The sequence below is a fragment of the Imtechella halotolerans genome, assembly GCF_028743515.2.
Taxonomy (GTDB): Bacteria; Bacteroidota; Bacteroidia; order Flavobacteriales; family Flavobacteriaceae; genus Imtechella; species Imtechella halotolerans.
On record NZ_CP117969.2, the window covers coordinates 1,436,245 to 1,452,516 of the forward strand.

At 36.7% G+C, this 16,272-nt stretch carries 14 protein-coding genes; 11 read left to right on the plus strand and 3 right to left on the minus strand.

The window, feature by feature from the left end:
• The first annotated feature begins 10 nt into the window (after window positions 1-10).
• From PT603_RS06495 to PT603_RS06515, 5 genes are all read left to right on the plus strand, one after another.
• Entirely contained in the window at window positions 11-775 is a 765-nt protein-coding gene (locus PT603_RS06495) for a hypothetical protein (RefSeq protein ID WP_008240694.1), read from the plus strand.
• A 56-nt stretch (window positions 776-831) separates the two neighbouring features.
• Window positions 832-1,743 (plus strand): hypothetical protein, encoded by a 912-nt coding sequence (locus tag PT603_RS06500; RefSeq protein WP_008240695.1) that lies wholly within the window; start codon window positions 832-834, stop codon window positions 1,741-1,743.
• The gene (locus tag PT603_RS06505; RefSeq protein WP_008240696.1) at window positions 1,733-2,716 is read left to right on the plus strand and encodes an OmpA family protein; all 984 of its coding nucleotides are present in this window, start codon (window positions 1,733-1,735) and stop codon (window positions 2,714-2,716) included. Before PT603_RS06500 ends, PT603_RS06505 begins: the two co-directional genes overlap by 11 nt.
• Window positions 2,717-2,899: 183 nt before the next feature.
• On the plus strand, window positions 2,900-4,528 hold the full coding sequence (locus PT603_RS06510) for an acyl-CoA carboxylase subunit beta (protein ID WP_008240697.1): 1,629 nt from the start codon (window positions 2,900-2,902) through the stop codon (window positions 4,526-4,528).
• A gap of 55 nt (window positions 4,529-4,583) precedes the next feature.
• Window positions 4,584-5,006 carry a DoxX family protein gene (locus tag PT603_RS06515; protein ID WP_008240698.1) on the plus strand — a complete coding sequence of 141 codons (423 nt, stop codon included), beginning with the start codon at window positions 4,584-4,586 and terminating at the stop codon, window positions 5,004-5,006.
• Window positions 5,007-5,054: 48 nt separating this feature from the next.
• Here the strand turns inward: PT603_RS06515 and PT603_RS06520 are convergent, their stop codons facing one another.
• Together PT603_RS06520 and PT603_RS06525 are read right to left on the minus strand one after the other, a co-directional pair.
• The gene (locus PT603_RS06520) at window positions 5,055-7,418 is read right to left on the minus strand and encodes a S9 family peptidase (RefSeq protein ID WP_008240699.1); all 2,364 of its coding nucleotides are present in this window, start codon (window positions 7,416-7,418) and stop codon (window positions 5,055-5,057) included.
• A 94-nt stretch (window positions 7,419-7,512) separates the two neighbouring features.
• Entirely contained in the window at window positions 7,513-8,355 is an 843-nt protein-coding gene (locus PT603_RS06525) for a DUF2911 domain-containing protein (protein ID WP_008240701.1), read from the minus strand.
• A 136-nt stretch (window positions 8,356-8,491) separates the two neighbouring features.
• Here PT603_RS06525 and PT603_RS06530 point away from each other — a divergent pair, with 136 nt between their 5' ends.
• A complete protein-coding gene (locus PT603_RS06530; RefSeq protein ID WP_008240703.1) occupies window positions 8,492-8,953 on the plus strand; it encodes an SRPBCC family protein in 462 nt (153 codons plus the stop codon).
• On the plus strand, window positions 8,943-10,256 hold the full coding sequence (locus PT603_RS06535) for a cryptochrome/photolyase family protein (RefSeq protein ID WP_008240706.1): 1,314 nt from the start codon (window positions 8,943-8,945) through the stop codon (window positions 10,254-10,256). Before PT603_RS06530 ends, PT603_RS06535 begins: the two co-directional genes overlap by 11 nt.
• Window position 10,257: 1 nt before the next feature.
• On the opposite strand, the gene PT603_RS06540 is transcribed toward PT603_RS06535, so the two are convergent.
• A complete protein-coding gene (locus tag PT603_RS06540; protein ID WP_008240707.1) occupies window positions 10,258-11,259 on the minus strand; it encodes a GntR family transcriptional regulator in 1,002 nt (333 codons plus the stop codon).
• 89 nt (window positions 11,260-11,348) lie between these two features.
• On the opposite strand from PT603_RS06540, the gene PT603_RS06545 reads away from it, so the two are divergent.
• From PT603_RS06545 to PT603_RS06560, 4 genes are read left to right on the plus strand one after another with little or no spacing between them, the layout of a single operon-like run.
• Complete coding sequence (locus PT603_RS06545; protein WP_008240710.1) at window positions 11,349-12,362, plus strand: aldose epimerase family protein; 1,014 nt, start codon at window positions 11,349-11,351, stop codon at window positions 12,360-12,362.
• 2 nt (window positions 12,363-12,364) lie between these two features.
• On the plus strand, window positions 12,365-13,522 hold the full coding sequence (locus tag PT603_RS06550; protein ID WP_008240712.1) for a galactokinase: 1,158 nt from the start codon (window positions 12,365-12,367) through the stop codon (window positions 13,520-13,522).
• A 9-nt stretch (window positions 13,523-13,531) separates the two neighbouring features.
• Window positions 13,532-14,587: a UDP-glucose--hexose-1-phosphate uridylyltransferase gene (locus PT603_RS06555; protein WP_008240715.1), complete on the plus strand. Its 1,056-nt coding sequence runs from the start codon at window positions 13,532-13,534 to the stop codon at window positions 14,585-14,587.
• On the plus strand, window positions 14,584-16,230 hold the full coding sequence (locus tag PT603_RS06560) for a sodium/sugar symporter (protein ID WP_008240716.1): 1,647 nt from the start codon (window positions 14,584-14,586) through the stop codon (window positions 16,228-16,230). The genes PT603_RS06555 and PT603_RS06560 overlap by 4 nt, the downstream gene beginning before the upstream one ends.
• Window positions 16,231-16,272 lie beyond the last annotated feature (42 nt).

A 16,272-nucleotide genomic window follows, 5' to 3' on the forward strand; every position in this document is an offset into this window, starting at 1 on the left:
ATTACAATCAATGAAAAATTTTGTAAAAGCCCTATTTATCCTATTCTTGACTTTTGGACATATGAGTTGTTCAAAAAACGATGACGAGCCAAAAAAAGAAACCCTTCAACCAGCTAAGGCTATAATGATGACTTTTTATGAGCCTGATGGAAGTATTTCTATCACTTCAGAAATAAACATTACCTATCAAAATGAAAAAATTTCTAAAATGACATTTGATAACAATGGGGAAATAGAAACACGTATTTTCAACTATGATCCAAATGGTAAAATTAATAAAGTATCAAGAACTAGTGATGGAGTTGAAAACTCATTAGACATAGTCTACAATGGAAATAATTTTACAATAACCTATACCGATACTAATGGTAGCAAAGTGTCAGATTTCATTTTTAACAGTACAACAAATACCTATACAATTCATACGGAAGGTAGTCCATTAAAACCAACCATAGAATTCGATGATTTAGGTAATATAACCAAAGTAGACGACACCTCCTTTCTTGTAATAACAAAATCGATAAACTCTGAATTGCCAAGTATTTATAGGGCCCAAGATAAACTCTTCCCAGTATTTAACCTATTTGGTTCTGGAGAGTTTTTCAGTGGTATCATTTTTGGAAACCATAGCATTGACAAAGTCACTTTTACTACTGGTACTTCAACACTAAATTTAATTGCCACAAACGTAAAATCAGATATAGGAATTTCAAAGCTTAGCTTGACAAACGAAGCTGATGGAAAACTGTATTTGGAGGCTTTAATCTCCTACTAATTCATCTGGATGACATCTAATTTTCAATTTGTGAAAATCATAAATATTTCATTAGAATGAAAAAATTAATACATTTATTATTAGGTTCCATTGTAATTATAGCATGTTCCAAAAATGATGATTCTATAAAAGTAGAAAAGTCATTATCCTCGGTTGAAATGTTATTAAATAATGGGCAACGTATTTCTGCCAGCTACCATTACAACAATGACATGCAATGGATTGGAGGCAGCAATAGTAATAATGAGGATTATACACTATCGTATCAAAATGGAAAACTGTATTCATTTGAGTTTAATTCAATTCCTGATCGCAAAACCATATATAGCAGAGATTCCAATGGAAACATATCTGAAATTGTAGAAAGCATTTCAGGTGACAGGTATAAATTAAACTATATAAACAATAGACTTTCCAGTATTGCAATTGTAAGCCAAAACAATACCCCTATTAATACAACGTCGTTTACCTACAATAGTAAGGGTCAAATATCAATGGCTATTACTGAAGAAAGTCATGGGATTGATGGTAGGAGATTTGATTATATGTATGACACTAAAGGTCGCCTCAATGAAGCGTGGGAGTACTACCGAAACAGTAACACGGATCCTTGGTCCTTGGCCTTTAAAAAGCGCTATACGTATATTAGTAAATCAAATCCTTTCTACAAATTATACCAAGAAAGTTGTTCACAAGATGAGCTTATGATTAGCCGTGTATTCTTTCAAGATGAATACGCTCTGTATTTTGAAAACTTTTCATCCGTTAACCTATTTATGATGGCAGAAGACCTACTCTCAACAGTCAAAATCTATGAAGGTACACAGGATACTTCCTTGATAATAGATAACAACTATGAATATGTATATGATGCCGATGGCTATCCAACACAGGCTGTAAAAACAAGCTACCATCCACAATCAAACATAACCTTAAAAGAAACCTACACATATTATTATGAAGAATAATGTAATTGTAACCTTGTTGTTCTGTTTCCATTCGTTTGTAAACGCTCAAGATGTGTCAAATTCAAAAGACCATGAACTTCTTACTCGATACCCTGGTACAGAAATAAAAAACTATTACGAACGAGCATACTATGAAACACGGTTTGCTATCTCTCCAGGGAGCTATGAAAAAGGTCCTGAAAAATGGTTAGAGGTTTCAGGAAAACAAACTTCTTTAGTATATGAAGCTCCCAAAGACAGAAGTACATTAGAAATCATGAAAAATTATGAAGAAACATTCAAACGTCAAAATGCGGAAATCCTTTTTTCATGTAAAGGAGGGGAATGTGATGGGACTACATCTTGGTATGCAGCAAAGTTTTTCAACACCATTTATAGTGAGAATAACAGACAAAGTAATGGTGAAAATGATCATTACTTTGATTTTGGAGCTTATCATGTATCTCAACGATATCTAGTTGCAAAAATTACAACTGCTTCCAAAGTGTATTATATTGAAATCGCAGCTACACCTACCTATGATGACAAACCCGTAAAGATACTTGTTGAAATTATGGAATCAGACATTTTGCAAACGGGAATGATAGAACTCAATGCCGATATCTTTAAAGAAACCTTGGAAAAGGAAGGTAAAATTGCCCTCTACGGAATTTTATTTGATACTGGTAAAACAGACATAAAAAAAGCATCCCTAAAAGAAATTGAATTAGTTAGTACGTATTTAAAACAACATCCAAAGGCTCATATTTATATAGTTGGACACACGGATGATGTTGGAAATTTTGGTGACAATACCTTACTTTCCGAAGGAAGAGCTATTAAAGTTACCCAAGCATTAAATCAATTAGGTAATTTCCAAGACCATGTAACTCCAATCGGTGTAGGTCCTGTCTGCCCCGTAGCAACCAATGAGACCGAGGAAGGAAGGGCGAAAAATCGAAGAGTCGAAATTGTGTTAAGAAAAAAATTCTAATAGCCCTTTAAAAGCTCCTCCACTAAAATGTCTCCAAATAGTCACCTTCTTTTTGGAGACATTTCTAATTTAAAATTTTAGTCAATTCAACCGCAGTTCTTCGGAATCACCATATTTTTCAACCCAGGAATACTCCCTGATTCACATGAAACTTTTGTATTTTAGCAGCAAACTATTTCAAACATGGACATCAACTTCAATAAGAACGAAGATCACAATAAACTCCTACTTTCTGATGTAAGGCAACGTTTTGCTAAAATAAAACTAGGCGGCGGTCAAAAGCGTATTGAAAAATTACACGGTGAAGGAAAAATGACTGCTAGAGAACGTATTGATTATCTGTTGGATGATAAAGCACCTAGAATTGAAATTGGTGGCTTTGCCGGTGAAGGAATGTATCAGGACCATGGAGGATGCCCATCTGCCGGAGTGGTAGTAAAAATAGGCTATATCAGAGGAAAACAATGTATAGTTGTTGCCAATGACGCTACAGTCAAGGCCGGAGCTTGGTTTCCTATAACTGCTAAAAAAAATCTACGCGCGCAAGAAATTGCAATGGAGAATAGGCTCCCTATCATTTACCTAGTAGATAGTGCAGGTGTGTACCTTCCCATGCAAGATGAAATATTCCCCGACAAAGAGCATTTTGGACGCATCTTTAGAAATAATGCCATAATGAGCAGTATGGGAATCACTCAAATTGCAGCGGTAATGGGTAGCTGTGTAGCTGGTGGCGCATATCTTCCAATTATGAGCGATGAAGCTTTAATTGTAGATAAGACAGGAAGTATATTCCTTGCAGGAAGTTATCTAGTTAAGGCAGCCATTGGTGAAGAAATAGACAACGAAACTTTAGGTGGCGCTACTACACATTGTGAAATAAGTGGTGTGACAGACTATAAGGCTAAGAATGATAAAGATGCCTTAGATACCATTAAAAACATTGTAGATAAAATCGGAGATTATGAAAAGGCCGGCTACAATCGTACGACTCCATCAAAACCAAAAGAAAACCCGGAAGATATTTTTGGGATCCTACCTAAATCCAGAAGCGACCAATATGACATGCGTGAAGTTATTCGAAGAATAGTGGACAATTCTGATTTTGAAGAGTACAAAGAAGGATATGGCCAAACTATACTTACAGGGTATGCCCGTATTGATGGATGGGCAGTTGGTATTGTAGCAAACCAACGTAAAGTAGTAAAGACAAAAAAAGGTGAAATGCAATTTGGAGGGGTTATTTACTCCGATAGTGCCGATAAAGCCACCCGATTTATAGCTAATTGCAATCAGAAGAAAATTCCATTAGTTTTTTTACAAGATGTAACTGGTTTTATGGTTGGTTCAAAATCTGAACATGGAGGTATTATTAAAGATGGTGCTAAAATGGTTAATGCAGTAAGTAACTCAGTGGTTCCTAAATTTACTATTATAATAGGCAATAGCTATGGAGCAGGTAACTATGCCATGTGTGGTAAAGCATATGATCCTAGGTTGATAGCAGCATGGCCTAGTGCCGAATTAGCTGTAATGGGAGGTGCTCAGGCTGCCAAAGTCCTATTACAAATAGAAACCGCTTCTCTTAAAAAAACTGGTGAGTCTCTATCTCCAGAAAAGGAAGCCGAGTTATTTGATAAAATAAAATCTCGTTATGATGCCCAGGTATCTCCTTATTATGCGGCAGCTAGGCTATGGACAGATGCCATAATAGATCCATTAGAAACCAGAACATGGATTAGTATGGGAATTGAAGCAGCGAATCATGCTCCAATCGAGAAACAATTCAACTTAGGGGTCATACAAGTATAACTTTCACAAGTCCTTAAAAATTAGTATCTTAGAGTATAACAAAAACTAAGGTATTATGGGAATAGTAAAAACTTGGAATAAATGGGCCAATGCGCATACATACTATCCGCTTGACCTCATTCGTATTGCTTTGGGTGTTTTTCTTTTCTTTAAAGGATTACATTTTATGTCCAATAGTATGATTTTAATTGATCTTATAAGCCCTTTAAGAGGATGGGCAGGATCGATGCTTATTATTCATTATGTGGCTCCTGCTCACATCATTGGAGGGATATTAATTGCATTTGGACTTTTAACCCGGTGGTCTGTGATGGCGCAAATGCCTATTCTCTTAGGAGCAATTTTTATAAATTTCTTTGGAGTATTAAATACTAGCAATCTTATTCTTGCTATTGCAGTATTTATCGGTTGTCTTTTTTTCCTAGTATATGGTAGTGGAAAACATTCAGCGGATTATTATTTCAAGATGCAACAATAAAAAAGGCTGTTTCTTTTATAGAGAACAGCCTTTTTATCGTTATTTATATTAGTCTTTTAGGAGTACTGAATTAAACAGCTTTAAGATTCTTTTGTATTCATCTGTCCAACTACTAGGCTCTACAAACCCGTGGTCTTCAGCTGGATACACAGCCATTTCCCAATTATCCTTACCCAACTCAATCAAACGCTGTGACAAACGCACTACGTCTTGAAAATGCACATTCACATCAACCATCCCATGAGCAATGAGCAAATGTCCTTTTAATCCTTCTGCAAAATAAATAGGTGATGATTTTCGATAGGCTTCTGGATCATATTTGGGTTCATTTAATATATTAGAGGTATATCCATGATTATAATGGGCCCAATCAGTCACAGAACGTAATGCGGCACCAGCAGCAAACGTATCAGATTCATTAAACATAGCCATTAGGGTAATAAATCCACCATAGCTTCCACCATAAATACCAATTTTATCAGCATCTATACCTTGAGTACCTATTAAATACTTCGCTCCATCAACCTGGTCGCTTAAATCTTTACCGCCCATATGACGATAAATACCCGTACGCCAATCTCTACCATATCCCGCACTTGCTCTGTAATCGATATCAAGAACTGTGTACCCTAAATCTGTAAGTAAATTATGGAACATATATTCTCTAAAATAGGAGGACCACCATTTATGAACATTTTGGAGGTAACCAGCTCCATGGACAAAAATAACAGCAGCGCCATTTTTGGCCTCTGGACTAGGTGTATATAATCTTGCCGGAACTTGTGCTCCGTCTGTAGCAGTAAAACGGATATATTGAGGGTCTCTCCAATCATATTGCTTAAACTCCTCAGATTGCCCGCTTGTCAAAGCAACCGCATGTTCAGTAGCCTTGTTACGTTTATAATACAATTCCCAAGGTTTATTACTATAAGAATATAGAATTGCTAAGTGCTTCTCATCAGGAGAAAGGGCTACTTCATTATTACCGGTAAGGCTTGTAAGTTTTTCCATTTTCCCACCAAATAATGGCATTTTATAAAAGTGGCGTTCTCCTGGATCAACTTCAGAGGTTGTTAAATACCAATGTGAACCATCTTTAGAAACAAATGGATCAAATACTTCATAAGAACCTTTAGTCAATGCCTTCTGAGTCCCTGAAATAACATCGTGTATATATAAATGAGAATATCCGGTTGCTTCAGATTGATAATAAATATGTCGATTATCAGGTAACCATCCTAAGGTTCCTCCTCCCATTGACCAACCAATTCCAGGGCCAGAAATCCAGGCTTCATCACGTTGTCTATCTAATGTATTCAATGCCCCTGTTTCCATATCGACCCTTGCAATCCAACGATCCTTATTATCCTTAGAACGAATATTTACAACGGCTTTGGAACCATCATTTGAAAAATAAAGTCTAGAGAAAAAAACATCGCGTTCAGTCGGTTCCCATTCCTTATCAGGATAGTCCTTTACGTAGTCAGGAAGATCCTTTATTCCCGGTAGCTGATCTGCTTTCACAAAATACACGGTATCTTTTTCAATATGATAAATGGCTAACTCTACTTGGGTTTTGTCATCACCTACTTTTGAACGGGTGTTTAAATCTACAGTGTATCCGGATGCATCAATATAATCAGGTACAATGGTTCGATCACCACCTGTCCGTGTTATTAAATTAAAGGAAACATAGGATCCATTTGGAGATACTTGGATGTTGGAAATTGACTTTTTACCAGTGTAAAAGGTAAAAGGTTCTTTATCCTTAATCATATCACGATAGCTATCACTACTTTTCTTATTCTCAACACGTTGATTTACTACCTTTAAAAGTTTTAAATTTTCATCCTCTAACCATTTGTCTTTTTCAGAAATGTCCTCAGATTTTTGTTTTGGGGCATCTCCCTGTACAATACGTGTTATTTTTGTTAACTTTCCGGAACTTCTATTAAATATATAGGCATTGTTCTCATACTGGAAAGCAATTTTGTTTTCATCCTCCAAAAAGATTGGAGTGCTTATGGTCCCAGGTAACTCTATTATGTCTGCTACTGTTCGTTGACGAAGATTATAAATTTTTAAAATATTTTTCTGCGTAAAAACCTTTAACGTCTTCGTTGCATTATAGGTACCATTGGCTGGCAATTGCTCCTTTTGAGCTTTCCAATTCACTTTCTCTATTGCCTTTTTTCCGACTGCTATCCGGTAGAGTGAGTCTGCAGGGTTGCCCTCCGGATTATAATTAAAATACATATACTCACTATGCTCATCCCAATGAACATTAGAAGGAAACGTACCCATCCACTTAGGATCTTTCATTATTTTTTCTACAGAAAGTACACTTGTTTGGCCACAAACTATGGTGCTAAAAAACAAGAATGCTAGGGTGTAATAAAAATGTTTGGTCATTATTAGTGTTAGATTGGTTTATATTCGTAAACATCAAAAAAGTAAAAAAAAACCGCCTCATATAAAGAGGCGGTTCAACTCTTATGGTAATGCTTTATTTAGCACCCCATTCTTTTAAGGAATCCTTATTCATTTTTACATAATCAGCATTACCTGCTGCCTCAGCCATTTGTAATGATTTTTTAGCAATTTCAATGGCTTCTTTTTTCAATCCAGCTTTTGCATATATAAGAGACTGTTGTCTGTATTGCCAAAATTGTGGTGAAGGACTCATTGAAATGGCCTTATCCATCCACTCCTTCGCTTTAGCAATATCCTTACCTTCTTCTAAATAATAAACTGCTGCTGTGTAATAATCTCCAGAAGATGGACCTGCCAAAACTTTGTTTATATTGGCAAGCGTCTTTGATTCTGTTGGTACCATAAATGGAACGGAAACATGTGTATTTTCCCAACGAATATGAAGTGTTGCTCCATTATTAGAAACATCTCCTATTTCCATTGTAAAAGTCTCTGTAGGTATGCTTGATTTTTGAACTGGTACATTTATCATAGCTGCCACTTTGGAATCATCCCAGTTAGCAGGCATTCCCCAATTATTGGTGTCCGCATAAAAATAAACACTCCATGACCCTGCCGAAGGCTTTGTAAACACAGCATAACTTCCTTTTTTCAACGTTTTACCACCTATGGTTACTTCATCACTGAATGTCACTACTGAATTAGCATTCGCTCCAGTACGCCACATTACATCATAAGGAACTAAATTTCCAAAAACAACACGTCCCTTCATGGAAGGTCGAGAATAATTCAAGGTCACATCAGTAAGTCCTACTTTTTGTTCCACTTTAGCTGCAGGACTTGGTTGTGGTGCCTCTATTTGAGACCATGCAAGGCAACCGGATAATAACAGCGTAAATAATACTAGTTTTTTCATGTTAGTAGTGGTTTATTGTTTGGACAACTAAATTACTATTTCTTGAATTGCTTATATGTTAACAAAACCTTAAAGAAAATAGTCTTTCTTATTTTTGTTTATTCTTTTTGTATTTTTGTTAAACAAAATAATTTATATGTATTCAATACACAAGACAGTTGAACTACCCATCCCGATGGAAAAGGCCTGGGATTTTTTTTCACGTCCTGAAAATTTATCCACCATGACACCAACTCACATGAACTTCAGGATATTAAATGGTAAACCAAAACCAATGTATGCAGGTCAACTAATTTCCTACTACGTTTCACCTTTTAAAGGAATTAAAGTTTTATGGGTTACCGAAATCACTCATGTTACCGATAATAGTTTTTTTGTAGATGAACAGCGTATAGGCCCTTATAAGCTATGGCATCATCAACACTTTATCAAACCCATCAAAAACGGTGTACTTGTCGAGGATATTGTTCATTACGCTATGCCTTATGGCTTTATCGGGAAAATTTTAAATACCTTCCTAGTTAGAAAAAAATTAAGGCACATTTTTGAATACAGATCAAAAAAACTCATAGAACTTTTTGGATCCTATGAACACTAAATTACGTATATCGATTTGTTGGTTTAGAAGGGACTTACGTTGGGATGACCACACGGCATTATGGCACGCACTTCAAAGTAATTTCCCAGTACTTCCTATTTTTATATTCGACCCTGAAATTTTATCCCAGTTCCCGGAGAATGATTCCAGAGTGCATTTTATTTATAACAAACTTCAGGAATTAAACAAACTAGTTTCTATAGAGAACCGGGGAATTGCACAATATTACGGAACGGTTGAATCTGTTTTCAATCATCTTCTAAAAGAATTTGATATCCAGGGTGTCTATACTAATGAAGACTATGAACCTGCATCTATTGAAAGAGACCAAATGGTTTCCGCACTGCTTAGTGTACATAATATCCCTTTATACTCATTTAAAGATCAATTGATCTTTGCGAAAAATGAAGTATGCAAACCTGATGGATCTCCTTATGTTGTTTACACCCCTTTTATGAAAAAGTGGAAAGAAAATTATGCAACACAAAAACCGCTAGTTCACCCCTCTGATAGCGAACTAAGTAAGCTGCTGCAAATGGACTCATTACCTAGAGTATCTATGACAGAAATTGAGCTTACAACGCCAACCCATCAAGTTGAATCATACAATATTGACACAGAATTTTTAGATACCTACGCTCTAACTCGCAATACCCCTTCCATTAAAGGGAGCGTACTAGGTCCTCATCTTAGATTTGGCACTCTCAGTATCCGAAAGTTAGTTCGATTGGCCTATGCATCTTCAAAACAGGAAATATTTTTAAATGAATTAATATGGAGGGAATTTTTCAGCAGTATTTTATGGCATTTTCCTCATACGATTACTAAAAGTTTTAAACCAGCTTATGACACTATTAAATGGAGAAACAATCCTGAAGAGTTCAAGGCATGGTGTGAGGGTAAAACCGGATATCCTCTAGTGGATGCAGGGATGAGGGAACTTAACAAAACGGGATATATGCACAATAGAGTGCGAATGGTTGTGGCAAGTTTTCTGTGCAAACACTTATTAATTGACTGGAGATGGGGGGAGGCTTACTTTGCAGAAAAATTACTTGACTACGAAATAGCGAGCAATATAGGTAACTGGCAATGGGTTGCCGGTTGTGGTGTAGACGCTGCACCCTACTTCAGGATTTTTAATCCCACAGAACAGCTTAAAAAATTTGATTCCGATAAAAAATACATTCATAAATGGGTAGTCGATATCAATGAATTTACCTATCCACACCCAATTGTAGACCATTCCTTTGCAAGAGAACGTTGTTTAGCCACCTATAAGGAGGCTCTTTCGGTTATATAGTTTATAATGAATTCCGAATAATTAAGGACGATTCATTGGCAATCTGAGAACTATTTTTGTGTTTAATCATTGTTGCCAATAAGGATCCCATAGCTTTAAAATCAGTTGAAATTGTGGTAATACCTTCGGCTACTACTTCCTTTAAAGGTGTATCATTATAAGAAATAACACCTATATCCTCACCTACTATTAACTTCTGTGTTTTAGCAGCTTTAAGTAAGTGTACTAGGTCGTTATCATTTGGTAGTATATACACACTTGATGGCTTTAATAAATTGGACTGAAATTCAGCTGTTACTTCATAAGAGAATGAAAACATAGTACAAAAACGAATAAATCCTTCTTGCATACCTAAAGGTTCCTTTCGTCTGTCAAACACTAGAACAAGACGCTCGTACTTTTTTAATAGGTCCATTCCGGAATATAATGCCTTGCTGATATCTTTAGAAAAATGTTGATAAACAGCTCCATAAGAGTCGGTACCAGATTCGCGTACTTGATCCAAAAGATACACCTGTTTAGCAGGCAATAATTTAATGGGTTCCAAGGCGTTGGGTAAATTGGCAGGCATAATAGCATACGCATCATAACTACCAGCACTCTCTTCAATTAGTTTTTTGTACATCACAGGATTAAAATGATGCACGAAAATATCAACTTCAGCTGCTTCTCCTAGGGCTTCTAAAAAAGAATTATAAAGCACTTCTTTAAAAGCGTTAAGTTCATCAAACAACAAAAAAACACGCTGCTTATAATCCGTTTTAACGCTCTTTATGTAATATCCTTTTCCAGGAACACCTACAATAACACCTTTATTTTTTAAAGCTGCATATGCTGTAAGGACTGTGTCCCGAGAAAAATCATGTGCTTCACAAATGGTATTTACAGAAGGCAACTTATCCCCTTTCTTGAGGGCTCCATTACTAATAGCCTCTTGAACCGCCACGATAATCTGCTTATACTTTTGCAAATTAGAATTCTCAAATGCTTTTGATGTCAACATGGTGGCAAGATACAAAATTTACCAACTGGTGGGTACCGGTATGTTTTAACTCTTTTGAATTTGTACTTTTAAACTGAAAAATAATTCTCATGATCCCTTCTATAAAAAAACAACCATTTGGAACCATCGAAGAACAACCCATTTGGCTATTCATGCTCTCAAATTCCAATGGAATGAACGTAAGTATTACAAATTACGGTGGAATAATCACTTCCATACAGGTTCCTAAAAACGATGAACTAATAGAAACCACACTAGGATTCAATACCTTAGAAGAATATCTATCTGAAGACTATCGAAAAAACTATCCCTACCTTGGAGCTCTTATAGGTCGAAATGCAGGGAGAATTCAAAATGGTAACTGTCCCCTTGAAGGTCATATGTGGCAACTGACTGTAAACCATGGAAAGCATCAACTTCATGGAGGTTTTAAAGGGTTTGACAGTATGGTATGGAAAGTTGTGGATTATGGAGCACAACCTAATCCTTTTGTCAAACTAGAGCATTTTAGCCCTGACGGTCATGAAGGTTATCCAGGAAATATTACTGTAGAAGTAACTTACAGTCTATCAAATACGAATGAACTTAAAGTTACCTATGAAGCCCAGACGGATGCCACAACATTGCTTAATTTAACTCAACATGCCTACTTTAACTTTAATAACGCCAAAGGACCTGTAACTTCCCATGTATTACAATTAGAGGCTGATCATTATATTCCTGTGGATGACGAATTAATTCCATTTGGAACAACAAAAAATGTAGAGGGTAGCCCTCTTGATTTTAGAGAAGCAAAACAAGTCATCCCATCAATTGATCATTCCTTCATTCCTTCAACACCTGGGAAAGTTGGATCGCTCTTCCATGAAGGCTACGACATACTAATGAATGTATATACTGATAATCCGATAATACACATTTACACTGGTGATTACATTCCCGTTCTTCACCCTAAAAATCGAAACGCTATGGGGCCATTAAGTGGAATATGTTTTGAAGCACAAGGTTATTCTGACGCTCCTAACCAGCCCAATTTCCCTAATAACTATCTGACCCCACAAGAAAAATACAGTAGGTATACGATTTTTGAATTTATTTTTTAATCATGCAAACATTATTACAACAAGAATTTCGTTCTCGATATAATCACGATTTTGATCGATTATTTTTTGCTCCGGCACGAGTTAATCTCATCGGTGAACATATCGATTACAATGGTGGACTCGTTATGCCATGCGCTATAACACATGGAACTTATTTAGCAATTAAACGAACCGAAGAGCCCGTTCTGAAATTTAGTAGTCTCAACTTTCCAGAAGATACTTTTGAAATTCCAATTCAAAACTCCTATACAAAGAATAAAGACTATTGGGTAAATTACCCCTTAGGAGTAGTGGACTATTTCACTCAAAAAGGATTGGAACCCGGAGGCATGGAATTTCTTTTCTACGGGAATATACCAAATGGAGCCGGTCTTTCTTCATCTGCATCCATTGAGGTAGTTACGGCTTATGCTATTAAAACACTATACAATGTATCCTATGGCACTACCCAAATTGCATTACTTTCACAGGAGGTTGAAAACAATTTTGTGGGGGTAAATTGTGGTATAATGGATCAGTTTTCAATTGCCATGGGAAAAGCCAACCATGCGTTGGTACTTGACTGTGAAACCTTAGAATTCAACTATATTCCTTTTCAATTAAAGGATCACACGTTACTTGTTCTTAACACAAACAAACAAAGAACCTTAGCGGCTTCTAAATATAATGAGCGTAGAGCTACTTGTGAAGCCGCATTAAAGATTTTTAATCAAAAAGGATCCTTCTCGAGTTTATGTACGATTCCAGAAGATTTCTTTGAGAATCATAAAGAAATGCTCACTCCGGAAATGCAACAAAGGGTAAAACACGTTATTTATGAAAACCAACGGGTGCATCAAAGTGCACAAGCACTCAAGCAAAATAACATTATTGAATTTGGCCAATTGATGAATGCTTCACATGAATCGCTGATGAACGATTATGAGGTTACCGGATTGGAACTTGATACAATCTATCTTGAAAGCATTGCTTTTTCAGGAGTGGTTGGCTGTAGGATGACAGGTGCCGGTTTTGGAGGTTGCGCTATCGCTTTGGTTGAAAATAACCGAGTTGAAGACTACAAAACCCACATCTCAAATCAATATTTTAACAAAATAGGCTATGCCCCAACTATTTACGAAGTTTCCATAGGTGGTGGTGTGCAAGAAATAATTCTATAAATTAGACACATGATTTTATTCGACCCTACCGAACATCCTCATAAACGCTTTAACCCTTTACAAGACGAATGGATTTTGGTCTCTCCTCATAGAGCCAAACGCCCTTGGCAGGGTCAGCAAGAAAAGACTCCAGCCGATAATCGCCCCGATTACGATGATACTTGCTATCTATGTCCGGGAAATATTCGTGCCAATGGAATAGCAAATCCTGACTATGAAGACAGCTATGTATTCGACAATGACTTTGCCGCGTTAAAAAATGAAATAATTGCCCAACCTGAAGTTGCTTCAACTAGTTTTTTCAAATTTCAACCCGAATACGGTATTTGCAGAGTGGTGTGTTTTTCACCTAAACACAACCTTACCATTCCTGAAATGGAAGTGTCTCAACTCACTAAAGTAGTTCAAACCTGGATTCATGAGTATCGTACCCTTGGTGCCATAGAAGAAATTAACTACGTTCAGATATTTGAAAATAAAGGAAGTATTATGGGGTGTAGTAATCCACATCCTCATGGTCAAATTTGGGCTCAGCACACACTTCCAACAAAAGTTGCTAAAGTAGCCACTCAACTTAATGCTTATTTTCAAAAACATCAACGTACCTTATTAGAGGACTACCTTACGGAAGAAACCAATGCAGAAGAACGTATCGTAGTTCGAAATGACTTCTTCACAGCACTGGTTCCATATTGGGCTACTTGGCCATTTGAAACTATGATCATTAGTAATAGAGCAATTAGTAATATTACAGAAATGACCAAAGAAGAACAACTTGCCTTTGCAGAGATACTACAACAGCTTACCATCAAATACGACAATCTATTTGAAACTTCCTTCCCATACTCAGCTGGAATTCACCAAGCACCAACAGATGGAAAGGAACACCCTGAATGGCATTTCCATATGCATTTTTACCCACCCCTTTTAAGATCGGCTTCCGTCAAAAAATTCATGGTGGGTTATGAAATGTTAGCAGAATCTCAGCGGGACATTACCCCAGAGAGAAGCGCACAATTATTACGAGAGCAATCTACCATACATTATAAAAAACAACGTATATGAATCAATCATTTTCCACATTAGATTATGTAGTTTTCATCCTTTACGGCCTTCTTATCATAGGAGTAGGTCTTTGGGTTTCCAGGGAGAAAAAAGGTCATAAAAAAGAAGCAGTTGATTACTTCTTGGCAAGTAAATCTTTGCCCTGGTGGGCTATTGGTGCCTCACTTATTGCTTCTAATATTTCGGCAGAACAATTTATTGGTATGTCTGGATCAGGCTTCGCTGTAGGACTGGCCATTTCATCTTATGAATGGATGGCAGCATTAACCTTGATAGTGGTTGCCAAATTTATGCTTCCTATTTTTATTAAAAATGGTATTTATACCATGCCACAATACCTTGAGATGCGATTTGACCATCGAGTGCGCTCCGTAATGGCAACCATTTGGTTATTAATATATGTCTTTGTAAACCTTACCTCTGTGGTGTATTTAGGAGCTTTAGCAATGAAGACCATTATGGGTGTACCTATGCATTATGGAATGATTGGCTTGGCTATCTTCTCTTTGGTATATTCATTATACGGCGGATTAAAGGCGGTAGCGTGGACCGATGTGATTCAAGTTATTTTCTTGATTGCTGGAGGTTTCATCACTTCATACCTTACACTTCAAGCGGTATCGGGAGGAGAAGGGATTTGGGCAGGTCTTACCAAACTATATCAAGAAATCCCAGAACACTTTGATATGATTTTAGAGCCTGGACAGTTAATGATTCCCGATGGAAGTGGTGGAACAAAGGATGCTTATCTTGACTTACCTGGTATTGGTGTATTAGTGGGTGGAATGCTCATAGCGAATTTCTCCTATTGGGGCTTTAATCAGTATATCATTCAACGTGGATTGGCGGCAAAAAGCATTACAGATGCGCAAAACGGGCTATTGTTTGCAGGTTTCCTAAAACTACTTATTCCTTTCCTAGTTGTTGTACCTGGTATCGCTGCATTCCTTATTAATCAAAATCCTGCTGAATACGGAATTGATCCTTCACATATCATCCAAAAGTCAGATGAAGCATATCCTTGGTTATTACACAACTTTATTCCCTCAGGGATAAAAGGGCTGGCTTTCGCAGCTTTAATTGCAGCCATTGTTTCTTCATTATCATCCATGCTGAACTCTACCTCTACCATATTCTGTATGGATATTTACAAAAAGAATATCAATCCAGCCATTTCTGAAACCAAGCTAGTAACCTTAGGACGATTAGTAGCGGTTGTTGCGTTAATCATTGCTACTTCTGTGGCCTACCCATTACTAGGACAATTAGACCAAGCATTCCAATTCATTCAAGAATTTACAGGGTTTGCTACTCCTGGTGTTTGTGTTATTTTCCTTGCTGGTTTGTTTTGGAAACGTGCTACACCAACGGCAGCTCTTGCCACTTCATTACTTACCTTCCCTGTCTCATGGTTATTAAAGGTAACAACGGACGCTCCATTCCTAGATCGTATGGGCTATGTCTTTTTAATTTTAGCCTTGGTAATGATTGCCATTAGTTTACTTACCAAGCCTAAAGAAAAAGGTGCGGGTACTGCAGAAATTGAAAAAGGTATGTTTGCAACAAGCACTATTTTCAATATTGGATCAGTGATAATCTCAGGAATACTATTTGTACTTTATTGGTTTTTCTGGAATACCTAACAGCTGAACTATATCATAAAAAAAAGAGGCAAGTGCCTCTTT

Coding starts and splice junctions, on each gene's coding strand:
- PT603_RS06495 (WP_008240694.1), top strand. CDS start 11: ATGAAAAATTTTGTAAAAGCCCTATTTATCCTATTCTTGACTTTTGGA.
- PT603_RS06500 (WP_008240695.1), top strand. CDS start 832: ATGAAAAAATTAATACATTTATTATTAGGTTCCATTGTAATTATAGCA.
- PT603_RS06505 (WP_008240696.1), top strand. CDS start 1,733: ATGAAGAATAATGTAATTGTAACCTTGTTGTTCTGTTTCCATTCGTTT.
- PT603_RS06510 (WP_008240697.1), top strand. CDS start 2,900: ATGGACATCAACTTCAATAAGAACGAAGATCACAATAAACTCCTACTT.
- PT603_RS06515 (WP_008240698.1), top strand. CDS start 4,584: ATGGGAATAGTAAAAACTTGGAATAAATGGGCCAATGCGCATACATAC.
- PT603_RS06520 (WP_008240699.1), bottom strand. CDS start 7,418: ATGACCAAACATTTTTATTACACCCTAGCATTCTTGTTTTTTAGCACC.
- PT603_RS06525 (WP_008240701.1), bottom strand. CDS start 8,355: ATGAAAAAACTAGTATTATTTACGCTGTTATTATCCGGTTGCCTTGCA.
- PT603_RS06530 (WP_008240703.1), top strand. CDS start 8,492: ATGTATTCAATACACAAGACAGTTGAACTACCCATCCCGATGGAAAAG.
- PT603_RS06535 (WP_008240706.1), top strand. CDS start 8,943: ATGAACACTAAATTACGTATATCGATTTGTTGGTTTAGAAGGGACTTA.
- PT603_RS06540 (WP_008240707.1), bottom strand. CDS start 11,259: ATGTTGACATCAAAAGCATTTGAGAATTCTAATTTGCAAAAGTATAAG.
- PT603_RS06545 (WP_008240710.1), top strand. CDS start 11,349: ATGATCCCTTCTATAAAAAAACAACCATTTGGAACCATCGAAGAACAA.
- PT603_RS06550 (WP_008240712.1), top strand. CDS start 12,365: ATGCAAACATTATTACAACAAGAATTTCGTTCTCGATATAATCACGAT.
- PT603_RS06555 (WP_008240715.1), top strand. CDS start 13,532: ATGATTTTATTCGACCCTACCGAACATCCTCATAAACGCTTTAACCCT.
- PT603_RS06560 (WP_008240716.1), top strand. CDS start 14,584: ATGAATCAATCATTTTCCACATTAGATTATGTAGTTTTCATCCTTTAC.